This window comes from Staphylococcus sp. 11511212 (assembly GCF_011394755.1).
Classification (GTDB): domain Bacteria; phylum Bacillota; class Bacilli; order Staphylococcales; family Staphylococcaceae; genus Staphylococcus; species Staphylococcus chromogenes.
Genome location: NZ_JAANBQ010000003.1, coordinates 376,682 through 399,380 on the forward strand (window position 1 = coordinate 376,682; position 22,699 = coordinate 399,380).

Below are 22,699 nucleotides of genomic sequence, written 5' to 3' on the forward strand. Positions count from 1 at the left end.
CAATTACACTGCCTCTCTAGGTACGTGAATTTTATCTGTTAATGTTCATATAAAAAAAACACCCTGACGCAATTTTGCGTCAGGGTGTTTTTTTAATTAGAAGCCGAAGAAGTTTCTAATGAAACCAGTTGGGCCGGCTGTATTTGTTTGTTGCGAAGCGCTATTATTTGTTGTGCCACTTGAGCTTGTTGTACCGCCACCAGCATTTGTACCGCCACTACTTTCAGTGAAGTTACTAGTTGTATTGTTATCTGGCGAATTTGCGACATATAAGCTCTTGTCGCTTCCACCAACAGAATCAGGACGTTGGAAATCTTCATTGTATCCTGGTGGGTGGATGCTTGACATGACCTCTCTAAATAACTCTTGAGGTAATTTTTGCTCACTGCTACCGACAAATGAGTTTGTACCATAAGGTTTTACTTGGTTAAAGCCCATCCAAACTGACATTGTATATTTCGGTGAGTAACCTGCAATCCAAACATCTTTGGCAGCTGAGTCAGGTAAGTTATATTGTTGGTAAATTTCTGAACCATAAGTACCTGTACCTGTTTTAGCTGCAACATTAAATCCTGGATTATTACCATAAGCCGATCCATAAGGTTTAAATGTTCCTTTAAGAATATCTGTAATCATATAAGCTGTGTAATCTTGCATTGCTTTGTGACTTGTATGATCAAATTCAATTGTATTACCGTTGCCTTCTTCTACACGCTTAATAGCATGTGCTTTATTATATTCTCCACCATTTGCAAACGATGCATAGGCCGATGCAAGCTGAGTAGGGGAGAATTCTGAAGAAGAGCCACCTAGTACTTCAGAAGGTCCAATATTTGTATTTTCGTATTCAAGACCAACTTTTTTAGCAAAATCAGTCGGTGCATCACTACCTGCTTGTTCTTTAACTTGTTGCCAAGTCTTTAGGGCAGGAATGTTAAAACTTTGACGCAGAGCATCATACATTGCGACTGTACCATGACTCTTTTGGTCATAGTTTCTAAATGTACCACCATCAACATTGTAAGCTGCTTCATCTTGTAATGCATGATTCGTTGCCCATTGAAGATTTTCAATCGCTGGCGCATAAGCTAAGAATGGTTTTAATGTTGAACCTGTTGGATGTAAATCCGTTGCTTGGTTACGTTCAACGACATCTTCATAATTTCTACCACCAGAAATTGCTGCTAGGCCACCCGTTTTACTATCTACAATTGTTGCACCTACTTGTTGGTCTTCATTTTTATAAAACCCACCATTATTGACACGATCTTGTAGCGTATCTTGGGCGTTTTTATCCATGTTCGTGTAAATCTTAATACCGCTATTTAAGAGGTCTGAAAGATTTTCATTTTTAAACTCTGGATTTGCCATCAATTCTTGTTTTACGAAGTTAACATACGAATCATATTGTTTTGTTGAATCATCAGGTTTTACTTCACGTTCACTCGCTGAACGTTGAACTAAGTTTTCGGTAATCGGTGTATTTTGAGCTTCTTCTTTTTGTTTTTCCGTTATACGGTTATGATAAGCCATCAAGTATAATACCGTATCTTTACGTTGCTCAGCTTGTTCAGGATGATCATAAATGTTATAAGTGTTTGGAACTTGAGGTAATCCCGCAAGATAAGCAGACTCTGCTAGATTCAAGTCTTTAATATCTTTATTAAAGTAGTACTTAGCTGCTGCTTTAATCCCATATACGCCATCTGAATAATAAATTTTATTCAAGTACATTTGGAATATTTCATCTTTTGAATATTCTTGTTCTAAGCGATAGGATAAATAAGCTTCTTGCGCTTTACGCTCGATAGATTTTTGATCGGTTAGGAACGTACGTTTAACAACTTGTTGTGTTAACGTAGATGCCCCTTGCGCACCAAATCCACCAGTGAAGTTTTTCAAAACAGCCCCAAATAAACGTTTATAATCTAGCGCACCGTGATCATAAAAACGATTGTCCTCAGTCGCTAAAACGGCATCTTTCATTTGTTGAGGTACATCTTTTAAATCCACATGTTCACGCCGTGCACCATTATCAAGCTTTTTCACTAATTGTCCGTCTTTATCGTAAATTTCAGCAGGAGCAGGATCTTGAAGTTTTGCTTCGTTAAAAGCAGGTGCTTTCCATGCATAATAGGCAAATAGCAAAATGCCAAGTAAACCTAAGATTACTCCAGCAAGTACGATAAAACTTAGCACTTTAATAATCGTACGCTTGATGTTCTTATTCTTTTTTTGACCGGACTTCTGAGATGAACTGTTAGAAGTCCTTTTCTTTTCCGTCATACGCGGTCCTCACTTTCATCTAATATCAACTTATCAACGGCATCGAGGTAATTTAATCTAGGTTGATATTGATAAGGAATATAGTAACTATTTTCTTGAATTTCATCAACCGAAATTGATTTTTTTCCACCTTGTTGACATCTATTCCAGAATGGCAAAAAGTGTTTAAATGGTAATAGGTATACCTCATCTAACATTTTAAAACGAATAATAAAAAAAACAATAGCACCTTGCAATAAAACTTGTTCCATATGTTTGACTTGATGTGCGTGTATGTTTTGTAAAGGAAATGAGGTTTTGTTTTTCGTTTCTTTCGCTTCAAAATCGATATACAACCCATTGTAGATACCATTATAATCGGTTGTCGAAGGCGTTCTGAAATAAGCCTCTTTAATCACAGCCTGACTTCGTTTCGGATAATCAACATGAACTACTTGTATAGGCGTCGGTTTCTTATGAATGACCGCCCGCTGATTTCTTAAATAAAATTGATTGCTGCGTTCGATGTCATTTTCTAATGACATCCCACGACCGCCGTAGTCAATATTACTATGTTTTTGATTGTAATTCATTCCGCCCTTAGTCTGATTTGGCTTAAAAGGCTTACCGTTAGGATAATTCATCACGACACCTAAATTCTAAAAAATTTACTAGGTTTATAAATAAACCTTATTCCTTTTGGATGCTATTTGAAGTGGACACTTTATCGCTTTATCAATAAACCTCTGACTTCGCTTAGAATTGGACGTTAAAATCAATTCATTTTTAAAATAATTAGGTTTATGATACTCAAGTAAGTAGAGAAGCATATGTCACACTTAGGTAAATAGACAAAGGGTTTTATGAAACTTAGAACAAGTTTCATAAACTGCTATTATTGTATCATAAATGCTATTAATGCGTTACCCATATTGAATGTTGAAAAATGGATAAAAACATTGAAAAGCGTATACTGCTACGCATTCATCATAGAGGAGGAAACCTTATCTTTGTGATGATAAAAAAATGAGTACTTTTTCTAATACAACTGATAAAATATTGGGTGAATTTAGTCATATTCACATTGCTATACTATAACTGTTTTTTTGAAGCGAGATTATTTTTAGAAGATATTAACTTTTAAAGAGGAGGGATTACATGCCAAACTCACTTTTAGATCTCAATGAACAAATTTTTCATCGTTTCAACTTGGCAAAAGAAGGGCGAGTTTTTGATTTTCACGATGAAATTGAACCTTTTGTTCATCATGTAGATGAGATGATGCTTTATTTACATGACAAACAATCTCAAATTTGTGCACTCCCTTATTTTAATGACCACAAATTACAACAATTAATTAAACTCATAGAAGAAGTTTCAGTTGAATGCCACTATCTGTCTACAAGCAAAAAATTATTTCTTGAAAAAATGAAAGTCATTCATCACGATTTAACATACATTCAACCAAAGGGTGGACTTCCCCATGTATAAAACAATGTATATTACAGGGTATAAATCCTATGAACTTAATATTTTTAAAGAAGACGTAAAGGAAGTCACTTATCTAAAAAAATTCATCACAAATAAACTTATCAGTTATATCGAAGAAGGGTTAGAGTGGGTGTTAGTCCAAGGTCAATTGGGTATTGAATTATGGGCTGCAGAGTGTGTGATTGAACTAAAATCAAGTTATCCAAATTTAAAACTTGGCGTGATAACGCCTTTTGAAAATCATACTGAACGATGGAATGAATTTAACCAACTTCGTTATCAAAAAATGGTCAGTGCCGCTGATTACGTCAACAGCGTATACAACAGACCTTACGAAGGACCCCATCAATTTCAAGCTGCGGATCAATTTATGTTAGATCATACCGATTTAACCGTTTTAATCTATGACGAAGAACAGGAGGCGAGCCCTAAGTTTTTCAAACATAAGTTAGTTGATTTTACAGAAAAAACAAACTATACTTGTGATATTGTGACGTTTGACGAAATTACAAGCTTTATCAATGATTTACAATGGACTGAAGAAAATTGAATCTAATGAGGTGGAGAAATCATGTCAGATGTTTCTTTAAAGCTATCTGCGAAAGATATTTATGAAAAAGATTTTGAAAAGACGATGGTGCGTGGGTATCGTCCTGAAGAGGTTGATGCATTTTTAGACGATATTATCGCGGATTATCAAAAAATGGCTGATTTAAACAGCGAAGTTATTAAGTTATCAGAACAAAATAACAAATTAAAAAAAGAAATTGAAGATTTACGGATTCGTGTGGCATCTGGTCGTTCACATGATAACAAAAGCTTTGCAAGTCAAAGTTCAAACCAAAACAGTAACGTAGATATTTTAAAACGTATTTCTAACCTTGAAAAAGCAGTATTTGGCAAATAACAATTGCATTTACAAAACAAAATGATATAATTTTTTGAGTGATATTTTGCGTAATCGCTATAGATAATATAGAGGAAAGTCCATGCTCACACAATCTGAGATGATTGTAGTGTTCGTGCTTGATGAAACCATAAGTCAAGGCAATAGTAATATTGACGGCAATGACCTAACCTAAGTCGTAAGATAAGGTTACAATAGTTTTAAAGTGCCACAGTGACGTAGCTTCTGTTAGAAATAACGAAGGTGGAACGCGGTAAACCCCTCGAGTGAGCAATCCAAATTTGGTAGGAGCACTTGTCTAGCGGAAATGAACGCATAGATGAGAAAAGGTGAAATACACTTTTTAGACAGATGATTACGACCGGCGTACCAGTGTAACTAGTGCACACGATGAGTACAATGGCACAGAACATGGCTTATAGAAATATCACAACTAGTCAGGGGCTGGGACAATTCTTGTTCCAGCCCCATCATTTTTGTGCCATACTTAATAGGAGTAGACACAAATCATTAATAATATAAAATTTCATTTTCCGCTTCTATAGAAAATGATATCTATTAAGCTATACTTCGCCATCAACAATTTAACTGATATTAATAGCAATTATGAGGAGGTTCAATATGTACCAATTATTAGCAGTCTGTCCTATGGGATTAGAAGGGATTGTTGCAAAAGAAATCCAAGAACTAGGTTATGATACGAGAACAGAAAATGGGCGGATTTATTTCGAAGGGGATGAAAGTGCGATTGTGAAAGCCAACTTATGGCTAAGAACGGCAGACCGTGTCAAAATCGTTGTTGGTCAATTCGAAGCCTATACGTTCGATGAATTATTTGAAAAAACGAAAGCACTTCCGTGGGAAACATTAATTAGTGAGGATGGTAAATTCCCGGTACAAGGGCGGAGTTTAAAATCAAAATTATTTAGCGTCCCGGATGTCCAAGCGATTACTAAAAAAGCCATCGTTGAACGATTAAAAAAAGCCTATCATGTTCCAGGATGGCTAGAAGAATCCGGCGCCACTTATCCTATCGAAGTCAATATTTTAAAAGATCAAGTTTTACTCACAATTGATACCTCAGGTTCGGGCTTAAACAAACGCGGTTATCGTTTGAAACAAGGCGAAGCACCTATTAAAGAAACATTAGCAGCAGCACTTGTTAAACTTGCAAATTGGACAGGCGATACACCTTTAATTGATCCATTTTGCGGTTCAGGGACTATCGCAATAGAAGCTTGTATGATTGCTCAAAATATCGCCCCAGGATTTAATCGTAGTTTCGTTTCGGAATCATGGGAGTTTATGCCTGATGATTTATACGATACTTTAAGAGCTGAAGCTGATGAAGCCGCAAACTACGATAAAGAAATTGAAATTTATGCTTCAGACATAGATGCCAACATGGTGGAGATCGCTAAAGCCAACGCAGATGAGGTAGGGATGGGGGACATTATTCAATTTAGTGTTAAAGATGTGAATACTTTGACGCTCTCTCATGAAGGGCCTATCGGAATTATTGGCAACCCACCTTATGGAGAACGTATTGGAGATCGTGATGAGGTAGAAGAAATGTACAAATATCTAGGTACTTTATTGCATAAACATCCACAACTCTCATTATATATTATGACGAGTCATAAAGAATTTGAATATCTCGTAAACCGGAAAGCGACAAAACGTCGTAAACTTTTTAACGGTTATATTGAGACAACTTATTATCAATATTGGGCCCCAAAAAATTAAGTTCAGTTTCACACGTCATATAAATATTATTTGAAAGGGCGGTTACTGCTTATGCAAGAAACAAACTTTAAAAAGGGGATTTTATTTGCGTTTTCAGCCTATTTCATGTGGGGAATTTTGCCTCTCTACTGGGCGCTCATTAAAGGCATTGATGCGACAGAAACGCTCATGTTTAGAATCATTCTTTCACTTGTTTTTATGATGATATTATTGCCCTTAATGAAAAAATGGTCTGTATTTAAGAGTGATTTACAGCAACTTGTATCTTCTCCTAAAAAACTATGGATAATTATTATTGCTGGTTATGTGGTGACTTTAAACTGGGGGACGTTTATTTATGCGATAGAAGCAGGGTATGTGTTACAAACGAGCTTAGGTTATTATATCAATCCTCTCATTAGTATTTTACTCGCCATGATCTTCTTTAAGGAACGATTTAACCCCTTAGAGTGGGTAGCTATCCTTTTAGCAGCCATAGGTGTGTTGTATATGACTTTAAAAATAGGAGAATTTCCTTTTGTTTCATTATTACTCGCGTTTTCATTCGGGATTTACGGACTTTTGAAAAAACTCGTGCCTCTTAATGCGATGAGTAGTATTGCGATTGAAACCATTGTCACAGCGCCTATGGCCATTTTATATTTCATCTTTATGTTAACGCAACATAGCTTAAGCATTGGCTTTAACTGGTCATCATTTTGGTTACTTTTCTCAGGCATCGTGACTGCTGTTCCTTTGTTAGCATTTTCTGCTGGGGCCGTTCGTATTCCTCTATCACTCATAGGTTTTATTCAATACATAGGACCCACTTTAATTTTTTTATTAGGGATTTTTATTTTCAAAGAACCTTTTAATACAGACCAATTCATTACTTTTAGCTTTATTTGGTTAGGAATATTGGTTTATATCATTTCTCAAATTATAAAAATAAAGAGACGTCCAAAACCCTTAAAATATCAAGAATAGTGACGTTTCTTATGACGGGACGGCAGTAAGATGTGCCACCCCGTTTTTTTAATTTTTGAGCGTTATTTTTATTGCGTAAGGAGTTTTTGTTTTTACTTTGTCGGACTTATATTACAATAATATAGAACCATTCAAACAAGGGGAGTCAATCATGCATAATCAAGCACAATTGGATATTCTATATAAACTTAAAAAAGAGGTAGAAAAATCAGACCATGCCTCCTTCGTACATACCATTAATCAAATGATTAAAAAGGTCTATTTAGAACATTATACGATGACATTTGTAGGGCATTTTTCTGCTGGAAAGTCTACTGTGATAAATCGTTTAATCGGTCAAGATATTTTACCAAGTTCTCCCGTACCTACAACAAGTAATACTGCCCTGGTCACGGTTTCTGACGATACAGGTATTACAGCCAATATCGAAGGACAAAAGTATACGCATCTTGAAACCTACGATGAAGTTAAACAGATGAACCAAGAAAATTATCATGTCGAATCGATTGATATTCGTTTTAAGTCTAACGATTATCGTAAAGGGTTTACTTTTCAAGATACTCCAGGTGTAGATTCTAATGTGCAATCTCATAGTATGAGTACAGAAAGCTTTTTATATACGAGTAATATCGTTTTTTATACAGTGGACTACAATCACGTACAATCAGCGTTGAATTTTCAGTTTATGAAACGTCTCAATCATGCAAATATTCCTGTCGTTTTTGTAGTGAATCAAATAGATAAGCATCAAGAGTCTGAAATTACGTTTGAAACGTTTAAGTCCCGCGTTGAAAAATCTATTTCAGAATGGGATATCAACCTTGTCGACACCTTTTACATTACTAAATATGAGCACCCAGAAAATCAGTTCGATGCTTTAAAAGCTTTTATCCATCATCAAGATATGCATCGTGAACCGATTGAAAATTATGTCAGTCGGATGACGCAGTATATCACTGAAACTCAAGCAGCGTATTTAGAACAGCAAATGGAGGACTGTCTCGAACGTTTAGAGGTTGAAGCGGCATCATTTGACACTGCTTATGAAACATACTTGCAAAATGAATCAGTAAACCAAGAATCTCAACTTCTAAGTCACCCTGAAGAACTCAAATCAGATTTATCAACGAAGCGAAAAAATATTATTGATAACGCTTATGTCATGACGCACGATACACGAGAACATATCCGAGATTATTTGGAAAGTATGACCAAAGATTTCAAAGTGGGCGGCTTTTTTCAAAAGCAGAAAAAAATCGACGAAGCCCGTGCCGCACGTCTTCATGCTTTAATGAGTGTCTTACAAACTAAAGTGACTCAAGAAATCGCTAAACCTATGCGAGAAGATATGTCCTATTTAACGCGTTTTATCACAAATGAAGAATTAAATAAACGGATTGTCAATCAAGACTTCCAACTTTCTGAAACAATAGTGACAGATCTTTATCAAGAACAAATACAGATTACTAACCAATACGTGCTTACCTTTGCTGATGATTTATTAAAACGTATACGGCAGTACATCCTTCAATCTTCTGAACCACTTGATCAAGAGATTGTCGCTTCTGTTGAAGTTCCTGAGTCGTCACACACAGCGTTGCCTGAACGTACGGATTATGAGACGTATATCAAGTTACGAGATTTAAAACATTCTTTAGATACAAAAAATTATCGACATTATTATATTCATATTGACGATTCCTTAGATAAACTCATTGACAGAACGCGGATTGAATACACACCTAATCAAAGTGAAACACCTCAGAACAACAAGCAGCTGGAAGCTTCAACAGTCACAACTTCAACGACGTCACGAACGCAAAAGTTTGAAACCGCTCTAAGTGTACTTGAAGATGTGCCTTTATTCCAATCAACCCTTCAAAATATTCGTCGTACATTAGATCGAATGGACCATCAAATCATCAAAATTGGGGTGTTTGGTACATTTAGTGCCGGTAAGAGTAGTCTCATTAATGCATTACTTGGAGGACCGTATTTAGTGAGTTCTCCTAATCCAACGACAGCTGCAACAACAGAGATTTCTTACGGGAATAAGAATACCATTACCTTTAAAACGAAAGAAGCCCTTTTAGAAGAGATTAACCATGTGACAGAACTTGTGGGTTTTCAATTTGATTCTATGAGTTCCTTTTTAGAAGCAGACAAGCAGAAACTTAAAGCCCAAATAGATAAAAATCGTTTAGCGTTTATTCAAGCAGTTGAAAATAACTACGCTTTATATGAATCCTTAACACAACATAGCTATACGATGGAAATTGCTAAAGAAGAGATTAAAAAATGGAGTGCCGAAGATCAATTTGCAACTTTTGTAAATACTGTGCATATTCAGTTACCGTTAGCGTGGCTTAAAGATAAAATTATTGTCGATTCCCTTGGATTACATTCCAATAATCAGCGTCATACTAATGAAACTGAAAAAATATTAACAACGTCAGATTTAATTCTATACGTGAGCTACTTCAATCATTCCTTCACAGACAATGATAAAGCTTTCATACAACATATGAAGGACATGAATCAACTTATGGAAAATCAATCCTTCAAAATGATCGTTAACGCCACTGATTTAGCAGAAAATGAAGCGGATAAAAAAGCAGTACTTGATTATGTGACGCATGCCTTGAACGACGTAGGAATGACGCCAGAAATTTTTGGCGTTTCAAGTCGAAATGCTTTATTAGACGGGGATGAAGGCGTTGAGTTATTGAAGAAATCCATCCAGCAGTTTAGTGAAGTCGAGTCCAAATCCGTATTAGCATCTAATATCGAACGTCAATTCTATTACATGTATCAGTCTTTCATGACGACAATTCATGACTTTGAAAGCAATGCTTCACGTATTGAAAAACAACATCAACAGTTAAAAGCGCTTTCTACACCTCACGTTTTTGAAGAGAAAGTGATCACCACGACGTCTCAAAAAACTCATAATGAAATCGAAGACCAAATGTACCATTTAGAGCAACGTTTGAATATACAATTGTTGGATGATGTTAAATCTGTATTTAATGGTCATATGACGAACACGGATGATTTTAAAAAAGAAAAAGTCACTGCTTCAAAAATATATTTAGATCAAATTCAACAAAAACTGTATTTGGAACAAACATTACTTGTTGAACGCATAAAAAAATTCTATACGGAGCAATTGAACCACCAACTTGTTCCAACTTTAAAGACACTTCAAGAACATCATGTTCTGATTCAAGATGAGGCATCATTTCAACTTGATCAACTTGAAACAGCCTTTCTTAAAATAGACTTGGAGTCTTTTGTCAACGCTTTACCTAAGCAGTTAACTAAAAAAAGAATTATCCAAATACAATCACAAAAAGAAATTCAAGAGGCAATAAAGGATCAGACGATAGAACAATTGCAACAGCCATTAAACGCTTTAAATACAGCGTTAATGGGATTAATTGAAACATTAAATACACAAGCTAACAACTATATCGCCCATCTTGAAGAATTAGCACAAAAAGAAATTCAAGAAGTTTTATCATTCAAAATTGATAATGCTCTAGTACAACAATTAAAAGTTACTACTCCTAAATTAAAGACCATTTTAGAAATCGAGGAAGACACTTTATGAACAAAAAAATCTTATTAATTGATGGCATGGCACTTTTATTCAGACATTTTTACGCCACAAGTGTGCACAAACAGTATATGAGAAATTCTGAAGGAACACCTACAAATGGGACACAAGGATTTGTACGCCATGTTTATACAGCGATTCAATTAGCACAACCTACACATATCGCAATTTGTTGGGATATGGGGAAATCTACGTTCCGCAATGAACTTTTTGAGGATTATAAAAACAATCGTCCGGAGCCTCCAGAGGAACTTAAACCTCAATTCGATCATGTTAAACAAATTTCAGAAGCACTCGAATTCCACAATATTGGCATTTTGAATTTTGAAGCAGATGATGTCATGGGAACAATGGCTCGTCATTATACGCAAGAAGACGACGCAAAAGTTATTATCATTACAGGTGATCGAGATTTACTTCAATGTGTTTCAGACCAAGTTGAAGTATGGTTGATTAAGAAAGGCTTTACAGAGTACCTCAAATACACGCATGATGTATTTTACAATCAATATCAACTTCAACCCCATCAACTTGTAGACATCAAAGCGTTTATGGGAGATACAGCAGATGGCTACCCAGGGGTAAAAGGCATAGGGGAGAAAACAGCCATTAAATTAATTCAACAGTATGGTTCAGTCGAGCATGTTCTCGAAAATCTATCAGAACTGACACCGGGCCAACAAAAGAAAATTTCTAGTCATATCGAGGATTTAAAACTTTCTAAACAATTGGCCAGAATTGAAGTGAATGTTCCTCTCGATTATGATGAACTTGAACAACATACCCGTTATCATCATGACATTGAAAAAGCGTTACAAATTTGCGCGGCACATGAACTGAAAGTTTCTTACAAATATATAAAATCTTTATATCAATAAAACAACGTTTCACATGAACTTGCCTAATTCATGTGAAACGTTTCTTCTTTTGGATTTTATTTTGTTTTGAATATTGATGTAATTTTGTTTGAGCAAGCATATTAGCTTCTTTATTTTGCTCCCTTGGGACCCATTTTACAAAGCATAGCTCAAATTGTTGAGATATTTTGAGATATTGGTTTAAGTAGTTTTTATATTTTATATTTTTTACAAATTTACGTTGTACCGCATCTTCTATGAGTTTTGAGTCGGTATAAATTAATGCATTCGTTATATTCAGACGAGCCGCTTGGTTTAATGCGACCAATAGGGCTTCCCATTCTGCCTCATGATTTTCTTTTTCGCCAATCACATCGGAATACTGAAATCTTTGCTGTTCGTCAACGATGACTACGCCATATGTACTCATCCCTGGATTTCCTTTTGTCGCAGCATCAAAATAAATTTTGGCCATTTTAAACACCTCTTTGTTATTATAACATGTGATTAAAAATAGCCATTAACATTTATCGGAAAATCAATGTTAATGGCTTTCTAATTTAAAGTGTACGTTATGTCTCAATCTTAATCTACAAAAAAGTTAGCGTGATACTCCATAATTTAATTTATAATATATTAAATTCAAACATATCTTCTTCTGAAATTATCGAGTGTCTTCTTGTAGTATTGATTTAATTTTGCCTTTTCTATAAAGATGTTTTGCCCAATATCCAAAAGGGACATTAAAAATCGTAGAGATTAATTTTAGTACATACGTCGTTACAAAAATTTCAAATACGACATCATTAGGTAAGGGACCCCCAAAAAATGCAATCATCACAAACAGACCTGTATCAATAATCGAACTTAACATTGTGCTCCCATAGGCACGAATGAAAAACGTTTTATCAGAACTGAAAATCCGCTTTATACAGCTAAAAATAAATACGTCTACATATTGACCGATAATATAGGCGATGATAGAGGCTAGCGCAATTCTTGGGACTAAACCAAAAATTGTATCTAAAGCGTGTTGTGAGATATCCGCTTCACTCGGTTGGAATGTTAAAGAAATCTGCATCAAAATGATCATCACTATTGTTGAGAAGAAGCCCATCCATACAGCCCGTTTCGCTATTTTGCGTCCATAAATATCATTTAAGATATCGGTCGCTAAATAAATAGATGCAAACATAACATTTCCTAATGTAGCTGAAATGGACAATAAATCGACTGTTTTTAAAACTTGAATATTCGCAATAATGGTACCAATCGCTACCCAGACTATTAATCCTTGAGGGCCAAATACCCGAAACATTAAGACCATAAGTAAAAAAGTTGTTAAAAATGCGATAAGGCCTAACCATTCGTTAAACATTTCCTACCTCCTAAATTTTGATAAAGCGGGTGTTTAGAAACCGCTTTTTAGATTTTGAATGTCGTTTTGTGTGACATGTCAACTTATTTATATTAAGGAAAAATCGTCAAAATTTCAATAGTGTTTGACGTAAATCATAGGTTTATATATGGAAAGGACGTTCTTAAAACCTTTGACTTCATAGAATTGAAATTACATGTTAGGATAATGTTTATTGTATTGCGCTATATTTTTAAAGGAGCGGTGGGTGTGATTACGGAATCCAAAAAAAGAGCCATTTCGCAGATTGATCAACTGATGAATCAATATTGTGAGCATTGTATGATTAAAACGCATATTCGTAAATCTCAAAATAAGACCCAAGCACATCATTTCTGTATTAGTGAATGTTCTGTTGGCAAACAAATACAACAATTAGGGAACGAATTACAATAGGAGGCGTATCATGGAAATTGTTAAAGTAGAACCAACACCAAGTCCGAATACAATGAAAATTGTTTTATCGCAAAAACGTGAAGATCAAAAATCTAAAACATATACAGAGGTAAAAGAGGGCCAACCTGCATTTATAAATCAAATTTTAGAAATTGATGAGGTTAAATCAGTTTTCCATGTTCTAGATTTTATTGCTGTTGATAAAATGCCTAAAGCAGATTGGGAAAAAATTTTGCCAAAAGTCACTGAAGTCATTAACGGTGAAAATTCAGAGACATCTACAACACCTGAACCTGATATTCATTTTGGTGAAATTAAAGTAGAATTACTCAAATTTAAAAATATTCCTTATCAAATCAAATTGACCTCAGGACAACAAGAATTACGGCAACAGCTCCCTGATAACTTTATTCAAGCGATGAATACATCCCAAAAACCAGAGGATAATGTTGTATTTTTGCGTAAATGGGACGCACTCGGAATTCGTTACGGAAACATGGAAGAGGTTATGAAAGAAGTTGAATCAGAAGTTCTCGCTTTATACCCAGATGATGTTTTAGATGAATATGTAAAAGCTGCACAAGCAACAGAAACATTCGTACCTCAAAAAGAATATAAACATGTTACACTAGAGACGTATCAACATACTACAGACTGGAAATCACGGTTACGTATGTTGAAATCATTTCCTACACCTACTCAGGAAGACTATCCACTATTACAAGCGGCATTACACGAAGAAAAGGTACCTTTGAGACGTGAAGCTGTTGTTTTATTAAGTATGATAGAAGATAAAAATACGCTACCTTATCTCTATGAAGGTTTAAATGATAAAAGTCCGGCAGTAAGACGAACTGCAGGAGATGGTCTTAGTGATTTAGGTTTTAAAGAGGCTTTACCTGAGATGGAAAAAGCACTCTCCGATTCACAAAAGATTGTACGTTGGCGTGCTGCGATGTTTATTTTCGATGAAGGTGGCGTTGAACAATTACCAAGTTTAAAAGCACATCAAAATGATGAAGCCTACGAGGTAAAGCTCCAAATTGAAATGGCTATTGCAAGAATCGAGAATGGTGAGGAAGCACTCGGAAGTGTGTGGAAACAAATTGCTAATCGCAATAATAAATAAATTGGGAGATGTTATTTTATGAATGCTTATGATGCATATATGAAAGAACTTGCGACACAAATGCGCTCAGAATTAACAGATAATGGGTTTAAAAGTCTTGAATCCGATCAAGCCGTGGAGGACTATATGAACACTGTCAATGAAGATGAAACGACATTCGTTGTCATTAATTCTACATGTGGCTGTGCTGCTGGTCTTGCTCGCCCTGCGGCTGTTGCCGTTGCGGAACAAAACGAGAAAAAGCCTACGCACAAAGTCACTGTATTTGCAGGCCAAGACAAAGAAGCGACAGCTAAGATGCGTGACTATATTCAACAAGTCCCTTCTAGCCCATCATATGCCTTATTTAAAGGCAACCAATTAGTCCATTTTATCCCTCGTGAACATATCGAAGGCAGAGATATCAATGACATTGCCATGGATATCAAAGATGCGTTTGATACGCATTGTGATGCTTAAGCGCAGATAGCTATTAAAAAAGCACACAAGACACAAAATTGAGTACTTAGATGTGTGCTCAATCAAAATTTCATTGGTTTTACTCTTATAAAGTTTTACTATTTATCAAGAAAAGTGAGTGACGGCATCAAAATCCAAGCCTTATCTCACTTTTTAATTTATAATAAGAACTAAATAATTTATGATTGTTTATAAATGAAAGAGGTGACGACGATGAATCCATTCGATCAAGCATATCATTCTTTATGTGAAGATATTTTAAATGCGGGTCTATCTAAAGATGATCGTACAAAGACTGGCACACTTTCAAAATTTGGGCACCAGTTACGATTTAATTTAAAAGAAGGATTCCCGTTATTAACAACTAAGAAAGTTTCATTCAAATTAATAGCAACTGAATTGATATGGTTTATACGAGGAGATACTAATTTACGCTATTTGCTTCAGTATAACAACAATATTTGGAATGAGTGGGCCTTTGAAAAATATGTACAATCCGAGGAATATACTGGTCCTGATATGACAGATTTCGGACACCGTGCACTAAAAGATTCTAATTTCAACGAAGTCTATCAAGCAGAAATGTCCGAGTTTAAACAAAAAATCTTAAATGACGATGACTTTATGCAAAAATACGGAGATTTAGGGAATGTATATGGTAAGCAATGGAGAAATTGGAATGGCCCCAACGGTCAACGTATTGATCAATTGAAAAATCTTATTGAGGGGATTAAAACAAATCCTAATTCTCGACGACACATTGTAAGTGCATGGAATCCCGCCGAAATTGATTCAATGGCATTACCCCCTTGTCACACACTTTTTCAATTTTATGTCCAAGATAATACGTTAAGTTGTCAACTTTACCAAAGAAGTGCAGACATATTTCTAGGTGTTCCTTTTAATATCGCAAGCTATAGCTTACTTACACACTTAATTGCAAAAGAATGTGGCTTAGAGGTTGGGGAATTCATTCATACATTTGGAGATGCACATATTTACAGTAATCATATTAATGCAGTAAAAACGCAATTATCACGTACGAGCTATCAACCGCCAACGTTAAAAATAAACACAGATAAGTCTATATTTGACATTGAATACGAGGATTTAGAAATCATTAATTATCAAAGTCATCCCATGATAAAAGCACCTATTGCTGTATAATCATAATGTAAAAACAAGTTTATTTTAATTAATAAGGAAATAAAGTATAGGAGTGAGGCGTATGACTTTATCAATCCTAGTTGCACATGATAAACAAAGAGGGATTGGATTTAATAATCAACTCCCATGGCATCTACCTAATGATTTAAAATTTGTTAAAAAACTATCTACTGGCAATACATTAGTGATGGGACGGTCAACTTATGAATCTATCGGAAAACCATTGCCTAATCGCAGAAATGTAGTCCTTACACGAAACAAAGATTTCAAAGCTGAAGGCGTTGATGTCATTCATGACGTAAATGACATTGAAAAATTAGAAGGCCATGTGTTCATTTTTGGTGGTCAATCTTTATTTGAGATGTTTATAGATAAAGTAGATGACATGTACATTACTGTCATTGATGAAACTTTCCAAGCCGACACCTTCTTTCCACCTTATTCATTTGAAGATTGGGAAGTCGAATCTGCTGTCGAAGGCGAAATCGATGAAAAAAATAAATATCCGCATACATTTTTACATTTAATTCGGAAGTAATCTTGGAGGTCACACACATGCAACGTATTATAGTAACTGATTCAACATCAGATTTAGATCAAACATACTTGGCAGAGAATAATATTCATATTGTTCCGCTAAGTGTCACAGTGAATGGAAAATCCTATATCGATCAAGAGGAAATTTCCTCAGAAGAATTTATTCAATTTTTAGATAATGATGAGAATGATTTAAAAACAAGTCAACCCCCATTAGGACAATTTGTTGAAACGTATGAAACGTTGACTAAAGATGGCGCTGAAGTCATTAGTATCCATTTATCTTCTGGACTAAGTGGAACGTACCAAACTGCCGTTCAAGCTAGCGAAATGGTAGACGGCAAAGTGACTGTTATTGACTCAAAATCAATTGCCTATGGCTTAGGCTATCAAATCCAACATATCGTCGAATGGCTAAATGAAGGATTATCGACTGAAGTTATTTTGGATAAAATTCAACAATTGCAAAAGAATATTATGCTTTATGTTGTGATAGGCAAGTTAGATCGTCTTATCAAAGGTGGACGAATTAGCAAAACAAAAGGGATGCTCGGCAATCTCATGAAAATCAAACCAATTGGCGTTTTAAACGATGGTAATTTAGAATTGGTTCACAGTTCGAGAACTCAAGGCGCTTGTGCTAAATATATCGCTAAAGATTTAGCATCCTTTTTAGGAAATGATAAAATAAAATCTGTTGCTATTTCTCATGCGAATGCTGTGGATTTTTTAGACAAAGTTAAAGAAAAATTAGATGAGACTTTTAGTTTTTCGAATTTCCATACAAGTTTCACAACACCTGTGATTTCAACGCATACAGGCACAGGTGCCATTGGACTTGTTGTTTTAAAGGAACAAAATTAATTAAAGCGAGGTAATGTTATGGCGATTGCAACATTCGCTGGAGGATGTTTTTGGTGTCTAGTTAAGCCTTTTGATACTTACGACGGGGTCCACTCTGTGGTTTCAGGGTATAGCGGGGGACATGTTGAAAACCCGACTTATGAACAAGTTTGTTCAGATACAACTGGTCATGTAGAAGCCGTACAAATCGACTTTGACCCTGAAATCATAAGTTATAAAGACTTATTGGATGTTTACTTTAAAACATTTGATCCAACTGACAATGGAGGTCAATTTTTTGATAGAGGTGAACATTACCGTCCGGTTATTTTTTACCATGATGAAGCACAAAAATCTCAAGCGCTTGATAAGATTAAAGCTTTAAATGAAGCCAAAATATTTAATCAACCGGTCATTACACCTGTTGAACCTTATCAAAACTTTTATCCAGCAGAAGAATATCATCAAAATTACTACCGTAAAAACCCAATGCATTATGCACAGTATCAGCTTGGTTCTGGGCGAAAAGCTTTTATAGATCGACATTGGAGTGATCAAAATGATTAAAAAAGATAAAAAAGATTTAACAGATTTAGAATATTTAGTAACCCAACAAGATGGAACAGAACCTCCATTTGAAAATGAATATTGGAATCATTATGATAAGGGTATCTATGTTGATAAAATCTCAGGTAAACCTCTATTTACATCAGAGGATAAATTCGAATCGAATTGCGGATGGCCTAGCTTTTCAAAAGCAATTGATGACGAAGATATTATTGAACTTATTGATAAATCGTTTGGAATGATTCGTACAGAAGTGCGTTCAGAAACAAGTAATAGTCATCTTGGTCATGTCTTTAATGATGGACCCCGTGAACGTGGGGGATTACGCTATTGTATTAATTCAGCGGCCATCCAATTTATCCCATATGACAAACTTGAAGAACTTGGTTACGGAGATTTAATTCAGCATTTTGAACAATAAAGGAGCGATGAAGGATGTTTAAGAAATTATTTGGAAAAGGTAATGAAGCGAGTAAAGAGGTTGAAGTGTTTACACCGATAAGTGGAAATTACGTCAAAATTGAAGATATTCCCGATCCTGTATTTGCACAAAAGATGATGGGCGAAGGATTCGGTGTAAAACCATCTGAGGGAATTGTTGTTTCACCTATTTCAGGTGTTGTAGACAATGTTTTCCCAACAAAACATGCGATTGGTCTTAAAGCAGACAATGGCATCGAAGTTTTAGTACACATCGGTTTAGATACTGTTCAACTTAATGGTGAAGGATTTAAAACTTTTGTGGAAAGTGGTGACCACGTGAACGTGGGTGATAAATTAGTAGAATTCGATATGAATTATATCGATGAACATGCTAAATCAACAATTTCACCTGTCATTATTACAAATACAGATCAAACAGAGCATCTTGAAATTTTGGATGCGACAACTTTAACAAAAGGTGAAACTAAAGTAATTGACGTAACGGTGAAATAATGAAAGATGCTTCTTTTTATCATTTCCTCCTCACCGTTAGAGGACGACCAAATGACGAAGGTGCCTTTGCTGAAATGGCGTACCAAGATTTAGACTTTCCTAAACATGAAAATGATTTTAATGTCTTATCTGAATATATTGAAACTGAAGGCAATTATACGTTATCCATGTCGATTTTTGATGGTTTGTTTGACGAATATAAAGAGTGGCTTCAATTTTAAAATTGCCCTAGAGATGAAGATATATGGATGCCAATTGATATCATTTCAAGTCTAAATTTGAGGAGTGAGACGAAGAAATCAAATCCTTAGATGATTGATTTCACGCTCACTCCTTTTCTTTTACATATAAAATAAAGGGGTGTTTTAATGTTGCCTCCAAAAGAGAAAACACATTCAAAAGAAAAAAAATACGTATCCTTATCCCATTTTATTATGGGAATTGTATTAACTTTTATTTTAACAGCACTACTCATTTTTGGCGGTATTTATTTATGGCATCAAAAGTCTCAAAATCAACAAGTAAGTGCCAATAGCGAAAAATTAAGTAAAGTCTATGAAACGCTCGCCAATGATTATTATCAAACACCAAATAAAGATAAATTATTAGAAAATGCGATTAATGGTATGACAAAAGGGTTAAAAGACCCATATACAGAATACATTTCAAAAGATAAAACAACAGCTTTTAATGAAGACGTCACAGGTGATTTTGTAGGGATTGGTGCAGAGATGCAACAAAAAGGGAATCAAATTATGATTACGAGTCCAATGAAAGCATCACCTGCAGAAAAAGCTGGACTAAAACCTAAAGACATATTAAAAGCAGTGAATGGGAAACCTGTAAAAGGAAAAACTTTAAACGAGATTATTCCTCAAATTCGCGGTAAAAAAGGAACGAAAGTTACCCTTACGATTCAACGTGGCTCTGAATCAAAAGATTTTACAGTAGAACGTGATACAATTCATGTCAAAAGTGTCGAAGTCGAGAAAAAGGGCAATGTCACTGTGTTTAAAGTCAACAAATTCCAAGAAGGAACTTCCGGTGAATTAAAATCAGCCATCCAAAAAGCACAGCAATCTGGCGCAAAAAATATCTTGATAGATTTAAGAAATAATCCTGGAGGCCTATTGGATGAAGCTGTTAAAATGTCCAATATTTTTCTAAAAAAAGATGAACCCGTTCTTTATTTAGAAAAAGGAAAACAAACTGAAGCCGTTAAAACTTCAAATGAACCCTTAAAAAATGTAAATGATTTAAACATTTCTGTATTAGTCAATGAGGGTTCAGCAAGTGCATCTGAAATTTTTACGGGTGCGATGAAAGATCATAAAATTGCTAAAATATATGGAACAAAAACCTTTGGTAAAGGCATTGTACAAACGACACGCGAACTTGAAGATGGGTCAATTTTAAAATTTACTGAAATGAAATGGTTAACACCTAACAAACAATACATCCATGGCAAAGGTATCCAGCCAGACGTCAAAGTCGCTGGCGCTGATTTTGAAAATTTAAATGTCATTCCATCAGATCAAACATTTAAAATGGGTGATACGAACACTCATGTGAAATCTATTAAAATCGGCTTAGATGCTTTAGGTTATTCATCTGGCACACAAAATGAACAATTTGATTCAAGATTACAAGAAACCATTAAAAAATTCCAAAGTACACATGACCTTAATATCACAGGAGAATTTGATAAGCAAACCAATCAAAAATTTACTGAATTATTAGTTGAAAAAGCTTCAAAAGAAGATCCGATGTTAGAAAAAACGATTCAAAAATTAAAGGAGCATAAATGATGATACGACTTGCTACTTACGCTGAAATCGATATTATAGAAACGTTAACTGAAGAAGCCAAAGTTCTCATGTTAGAAGATCAAAACCCACAATGGGATCATCTCTACCCTTTAAAAACACATTTTGAACGTGATATTGAAGCAAATAGTATGTATGTTATTGATGAAGACAAGACAATTAAGGGGTTTATCGTCATCGATCAAAAAGCACCAGATTGGTACAATAGTATTCAATGGCCAAGTGACATTTCAAATGCTTATGTGATTCATCGACTGGTGGCTTCTCCTAAATATAAAGGGAGTGCACAACGTATGATGGATTTTGCTGAAAACTTAGCGCGTCAACATGACGTAGATATATTACTTACAGATACTTTTTCATTAAATGAAAGAGCTCAGAAATTATTCCAAAAAAATGGCTTTATCATGACAGGCGAAATGACCAGTAATAAATTTCCTTTTGATAAAGGTGAACCATTTTATGCTTACTACAAAAATTTGAACGAATAGAGGGTTAATATGGTAAAAATAGCATTTACTGGAGGCGGTACAGTCGGTCACGTCTCAGTTAATTTAAGTCTTATCCCTACAGCTAAAGCTTCTGGATATGAAACATTTTATATAGGTTCAAAAACCGGGATAGAACGAGAAATGATTACATCTCAACTTCCGAATACGCCTTATTTTGCGATATCGAGCGGAAAATTAAGAAGATACCTCTCTTTTGAAAACGCTAAAGATATTTTCAAAGTCCTCAAGGGTATTAACGATGCAAGACGTATTCTCAAAAAGGAAAAACCTGATATCGTCTTCTCTAAAGGAGGCTTTGTATCAGTTCCAGTGGTATTAGCAGCAAAATCTTTAAATATACCTACAATTATTCATGAATCAGATTTAACGCCTGGTTTAGCGAATAAAATAAGTATGAAATTTGCAAAAAAAATGTATGTCACATTTGAAGAAACTTTAAAATATGTGCCTGAAGGACGTGCAGATTTTGTTGGAGCAACTATTCGTGAAGATTTAAAAAATGGTAGCCCTGAACGTGGTTATCAATTAACAGGTTTTGATGCCAATAAAAAAGTACTGCTCGTTATGGGAGGAAGTATGGGGAGTCAAAAGATTAATGAAGCTATACGCCGTCAATTAGAGCGACTCCTTACTACTTACCAAATTGTACATCTCACTGGCAAGAATCTTAAAGATGCTTCAATTCAAAAACCAGGATATGTTCAATTTGAATTTTTAAAAGAAGATTTAACTGACATTTTAGCGATTACAGATACAGTTATTTCACGTGCAGGATCGAATGCAATTTATGAATTTTTAACTTTAAAAATCCCAATGTTGCTTATTCCACTTGGATTAGACCAATCCCGAGGGGACCAAATTGATAATGCAAAATACTTTGAAAAACAAGGCTATGCCTCTATGATCGATGAATCTGAATTAAATGCTGAAACTTTATATCCGGCATTAGAAAAAATTGAAAATACGCGCACGCAAATTATTCACAACATGGATAATTTTAAAGAGAGCCTAACGAAAGAACAATTGCTCAATAAAATCATTCAAGACGCTAAATCATAA

The 22,699-nt window shown here is 35.0% G+C and carries 24 protein-coding genes and 1 other RNA gene; 21 read left to right on the plus strand and 4 right to left on the minus strand.

The window, feature by feature from the left end; translation table 11 throughout:
• Window positions 1–96: 96 nt before the first annotated feature.
• Both G8Y84_RS03300 and recU read right to left on the minus strand, forming a co-directional pair.
• Complete coding sequence (locus G8Y84_RS03300; RefSeq protein WP_037573714.1) at window positions 97–2,286, minus strand: transglycosylase domain-containing protein; 2,190 nt, start codon at window positions 2,284–2,286, stop codon at window positions 97–99.
• The gene (gene recU, locus G8Y84_RS03305; RefSeq protein WP_037573711.1) at window positions 2,283–2,909 is read right to left on the minus strand and encodes a Holliday junction resolvase RecU; all 627 of its coding nucleotides are present in this window, start codon (window positions 2,907–2,909) and stop codon (window positions 2,283–2,285) included. Before recU ends, G8Y84_RS03300 begins: the two co-directional genes overlap by 4 nt.
• 514 nt (window positions 2,910–3,423) lie before the next feature.
• On the opposite strand from recU, the gene G8Y84_RS03310 reads away from it, so the two are divergent.
• From G8Y84_RS03310 to G8Y84_RS03345, 8 genes are all read left to right on the plus strand, one after another.
• Window positions 3,424–3,756: a DUF1798 family protein gene (locus G8Y84_RS03310; protein WP_165806114.1), complete on the plus strand. Its 333-nt coding sequence runs from the start codon at window positions 3,424–3,426 to the stop codon at window positions 3,754–3,756.
• Window positions 3,749–4,306, plus strand: a complete 558-nt coding sequence (locus G8Y84_RS03315; protein ID WP_165806115.1) for an SLOG family protein — start codon at window positions 3,749–3,751, stop codon at window positions 4,304–4,306. Before G8Y84_RS03310 ends, G8Y84_RS03315 begins: the two co-directional genes overlap by 8 nt.
• Window positions 4,307–4,327: 21 nt before the next feature.
• Entirely contained in the window at window positions 4,328–4,663 is a 336-nt protein-coding gene (gene gpsB, locus G8Y84_RS03320; RefSeq protein ID WP_037573703.1) for a cell division regulator GpsB, read from the plus strand.
• 42 nt (window positions 4,664–4,705) lie between these two features.
• Window positions 4,706–5,087, plus strand: an RNA gene (gene rnpB, locus G8Y84_RS03325) — RNase P RNA component class B.
• A 197-nt stretch (window positions 5,088–5,284) separates the two neighbouring features.
• Entirely contained in the window at window positions 5,285–6,409 is a 1,125-nt protein-coding gene (locus G8Y84_RS03330; protein ID WP_037573700.1) for a THUMP domain-containing class I SAM-dependent RNA methyltransferase, read from the plus strand.
• Between the two features lie 51 nt (window positions 6,410–6,460).
• Complete coding sequence (gene rarD / locus G8Y84_RS03335; protein ID WP_037573697.1) at window positions 6,461–7,375, plus strand: EamA family transporter RarD; 915 nt, start codon at window positions 6,461–6,463, stop codon at window positions 7,373–7,375.
• Between the two features lie 151 nt (window positions 7,376–7,526).
• Window positions 7,527–10,988: a dynamin family protein gene (locus G8Y84_RS03340; protein WP_037573694.1), complete on the plus strand. Its 3,462-nt coding sequence runs from the start codon at window positions 7,527–7,529 to the stop codon at window positions 10,986–10,988.
• A complete protein-coding gene (locus G8Y84_RS03345) occupies window positions 10,985–11,872 on the plus strand; it encodes a 5'-3' exonuclease (RefSeq protein WP_103159450.1) in 888 nt (295 codons plus the stop codon). The genes G8Y84_RS03340 and G8Y84_RS03345 overlap by 4 nt, the downstream gene beginning before the upstream one ends.
• Window positions 11,873–11,900: 28 nt before the next feature.
• Here G8Y84_RS03345 and G8Y84_RS03350 read toward each other — a convergent pair whose 3' ends face one another.
• Window positions 11,901–12,326, minus strand: a complete 426-nt coding sequence (locus tag G8Y84_RS03350; RefSeq protein WP_037573689.1) for a ribonuclease HI family protein — start codon at window positions 12,324–12,326, stop codon at window positions 11,901–11,903.
• Window positions 12,327–12,515: 189 nt separating this feature from the next.
• Window positions 12,516–13,229 (minus strand): queuosine precursor transporter, encoded by a 714-nt coding sequence (locus G8Y84_RS03355; protein WP_103159448.1) that lies wholly within the window; start codon window positions 13,227–13,229, stop codon window positions 12,516–12,518.
• A 249-nt stretch (window positions 13,230–13,478) separates the two neighbouring features.
• On the opposite strand from G8Y84_RS03355, the gene G8Y84_RS03360 reads away from it, so the two are divergent.
• From G8Y84_RS03360 to G8Y84_RS03420, 13 genes are all read left to right on the plus strand, one after another.
• Complete coding sequence (locus tag G8Y84_RS03360) at window positions 13,479–13,664, plus strand: zinc-finger domain-containing protein (RefSeq protein WP_037573683.1); 186 nt, start codon at window positions 13,479–13,481, stop codon at window positions 13,662–13,664.
• Window positions 13,665–13,674: 10 nt separating this feature from the next.
• The gene (locus G8Y84_RS03365) at window positions 13,675–14,793 is read left to right on the plus strand and encodes a virulence factor (protein WP_105996599.1); all 1,119 of its coding nucleotides are present in this window, start codon (window positions 13,675–13,677) and stop codon (window positions 14,791–14,793) included.
• Between the two features lie 18 nt (window positions 14,794–14,811).
• Window positions 14,812–15,252 carry a bacilliredoxin BrxA gene (brxA, locus tag G8Y84_RS03370; protein ID WP_037573677.1) on the plus strand — a complete coding sequence of 147 codons (441 nt, stop codon included), beginning with the start codon at window positions 14,812–14,814 and terminating at the stop codon, window positions 15,250–15,252.
• Between the two features lie 213 nt (window positions 15,253–15,465).
• A complete protein-coding gene (locus tag G8Y84_RS03375) occupies window positions 15,466–16,419 on the plus strand; it encodes a thymidylate synthase (RefSeq protein ID WP_165806116.1) in 954 nt (317 codons plus the stop codon).
• A 61-nt stretch (window positions 16,420–16,480) separates the two neighbouring features.
• Complete coding sequence (locus G8Y84_RS03380) at window positions 16,481–16,957, plus strand: dihydrofolate reductase (protein ID WP_103159580.1); 477 nt, start codon at window positions 16,481–16,483, stop codon at window positions 16,955–16,957.
• A gap of 17 nt (window positions 16,958–16,974) precedes the next feature.
• Window positions 16,975–17,820 (plus strand): DegV family protein, encoded by an 846-nt coding sequence (locus tag G8Y84_RS03385; protein WP_037573668.1) that lies wholly within the window; start codon window positions 16,975–16,977, stop codon window positions 17,818–17,820.
• 18 nt (window positions 17,821–17,838) lie between these two features.
• The gene (msrA, locus tag G8Y84_RS03390) at window positions 17,839–18,366 is read left to right on the plus strand and encodes a peptide-methionine (S)-S-oxide reductase MsrA (RefSeq protein WP_037573665.1); all 528 of its coding nucleotides are present in this window, start codon (window positions 17,839–17,841) and stop codon (window positions 18,364–18,366) included.
• Complete coding sequence (gene msrB / locus G8Y84_RS03395; RefSeq protein WP_105965306.1) at window positions 18,359–18,787, plus strand: peptide-methionine (R)-S-oxide reductase MsrB; 429 nt, start codon at window positions 18,359–18,361, stop codon at window positions 18,785–18,787. Before msrA ends, msrB begins: the two co-directional genes overlap by 8 nt.
• Before the next feature lie 14 nt (window positions 18,788–18,801).
• Complete coding sequence (locus G8Y84_RS03400; RefSeq protein ID WP_105965305.1) at window positions 18,802–19,302, plus strand: PTS sugar transporter subunit IIA; 501 nt, start codon at window positions 18,802–18,804, stop codon at window positions 19,300–19,302.
• Window positions 19,302–19,523 carry a YozE family protein gene (locus G8Y84_RS03405; RefSeq protein WP_103159582.1) on the plus strand — a complete coding sequence of 74 codons (222 nt, stop codon included), beginning with the start codon at window positions 19,302–19,304 and terminating at the stop codon, window positions 19,521–19,523. Before G8Y84_RS03400 ends, G8Y84_RS03405 begins: the two co-directional genes overlap by 1 nt.
• A gap of 147 nt (window positions 19,524–19,670) precedes the next feature.
• Window positions 19,671–21,110, plus strand: a complete 1,440-nt coding sequence (locus G8Y84_RS03410) for a S41 family peptidase (protein WP_105996601.1) — start codon at window positions 19,671–19,673, stop codon at window positions 21,108–21,110.
• On the plus strand, window positions 21,110–21,619 hold the full coding sequence (locus tag G8Y84_RS03415; RefSeq protein WP_105996602.1) for a GNAT family N-acetyltransferase: 510 nt from the start codon (window positions 21,110–21,112) through the stop codon (window positions 21,617–21,619). Before G8Y84_RS03410 ends, G8Y84_RS03415 begins: the two co-directional genes overlap by 1 nt.
• A 9-nt stretch (window positions 21,620–21,628) precedes the next feature.
• Window positions 21,629–22,699 (plus strand): undecaprenyldiphospho-muramoylpentapeptide beta-N-acetylglucosaminyltransferase, encoded by a 1,071-nt coding sequence (locus tag G8Y84_RS03420; RefSeq protein ID WP_037573650.1) that lies wholly within the window; start codon window positions 21,629–21,631, stop codon window positions 22,697–22,699.

Excerpts from the sequence above, each read along its gene's own strand:
- msrA (WP_037573665.1), top strand. The coding sequence starts at position 17,839 with ATGGCGATTGCAACATTCGCTGGAGGATGTTTTTGGTGTCTAGTTAAG.
- G8Y84_RS03350 (WP_037573689.1), bottom strand. The coding sequence starts at position 12,326 with ATGGCCAAAATTTATTTTGATGCTGCGACAAAAGGAAATCCAGGGATG.
- G8Y84_RS03375 (WP_165806116.1), top strand. The coding sequence starts at position 15,466 with ATGAATCCATTCGATCAAGCATATCATTCTTTATGTGAAGATATTTTA.
- G8Y84_RS03415 (WP_105996602.1), top strand. The coding sequence starts at position 21,110 with ATGATACGACTTGCTACTTACGCTGAAATCGATATTATAGAAACGTTA.
- G8Y84_RS03340 (WP_037573694.1), top strand. The coding sequence starts at position 7,527 with ATGCATAATCAAGCACAATTGGATATTCTATATAAACTTAAAAAAGAG.
- G8Y84_RS03355 (WP_103159448.1), bottom strand. The coding sequence starts at position 13,229 with ATGTTTAACGAATGGTTAGGCCTTATCGCATTTTTAACAACTTTTTTA.
- G8Y84_RS03345 (WP_103159450.1), top strand. The coding sequence starts at position 10,985 with ATGAACAAAAAAATCTTATTAATTGATGGCATGGCACTTTTATTCAGA.
- G8Y84_RS03380 (WP_103159580.1), top strand. The coding sequence starts at position 16,481 with ATGACTTTATCAATCCTAGTTGCACATGATAAACAAAGAGGGATTGGA.
- G8Y84_RS03365 (WP_105996599.1), top strand. The coding sequence starts at position 13,675 with ATGGAAATTGTTAAAGTAGAACCAACACCAAGTCCGAATACAATGAAA.
- G8Y84_RS03385 (WP_037573668.1), top strand. The coding sequence starts at position 16,975 with ATGCAACGTATTATAGTAACTGATTCAACATCAGATTTAGATCAAACA.
- G8Y84_RS03330 (WP_037573700.1), top strand. The coding sequence starts at position 5,285 with ATGTACCAATTATTAGCAGTCTGTCCTATGGGATTAGAAGGGATTGTT.
- G8Y84_RS03405 (WP_103159582.1), top strand. The coding sequence starts at position 19,302 with ATGAAAGATGCTTCTTTTTATCATTTCCTCCTCACCGTTAGAGGACGA.
- brxA (WP_037573677.1), top strand. The coding sequence starts at position 14,812 with ATGAATGCTTATGATGCATATATGAAAGAACTTGCGACACAAATGCGC.
- gpsB (WP_037573703.1), top strand. The coding sequence starts at position 4,328 with ATGTCAGATGTTTCTTTAAAGCTATCTGCGAAAGATATTTATGAAAAA.
- G8Y84_RS03300 (WP_037573714.1), bottom strand. The coding sequence starts at position 2,286 with ATGACGGAAAAGAAAAGGACTTCTAACAGTTCATCTCAGAAGTCCGGT.
- G8Y84_RS03400 (WP_105965305.1), top strand. The coding sequence starts at position 18,802 with ATGTTTAAGAAATTATTTGGAAAAGGTAATGAAGCGAGTAAAGAGGTT.
- recU (WP_037573711.1), bottom strand. The coding sequence starts at position 2,909 with ATGAATTATCCTAACGGTAAGCCTTTTAAGCCAAATCAGACTAAGGGC.
- G8Y84_RS03315 (WP_165806115.1), top strand. The coding sequence starts at position 3,749 with ATGTATAAAACAATGTATATTACAGGGTATAAATCCTATGAACTTAAT.
- msrB (WP_105965306.1), top strand. The coding sequence starts at position 18,359 with ATGATTAAAAAAGATAAAAAAGATTTAACAGATTTAGAATATTTAGTA.
- G8Y84_RS03410 (WP_105996601.1), top strand. The coding sequence starts at position 19,671 with ATGTTGCCTCCAAAAGAGAAAACACATTCAAAAGAAAAAAAATACGTA.
- G8Y84_RS03420 (WP_037573650.1), top strand. The coding sequence starts at position 21,629 with ATGGTAAAAATAGCATTTACTGGAGGCGGTACAGTCGGTCACGTCTCA.
- G8Y84_RS03310 (WP_165806114.1), top strand. The coding sequence starts at position 3,424 with ATGCCAAACTCACTTTTAGATCTCAATGAACAAATTTTTCATCGTTTC.
- rarD (WP_037573697.1), top strand. The coding sequence starts at position 6,461 with ATGCAAGAAACAAACTTTAAAAAGGGGATTTTATTTGCGTTTTCAGCC.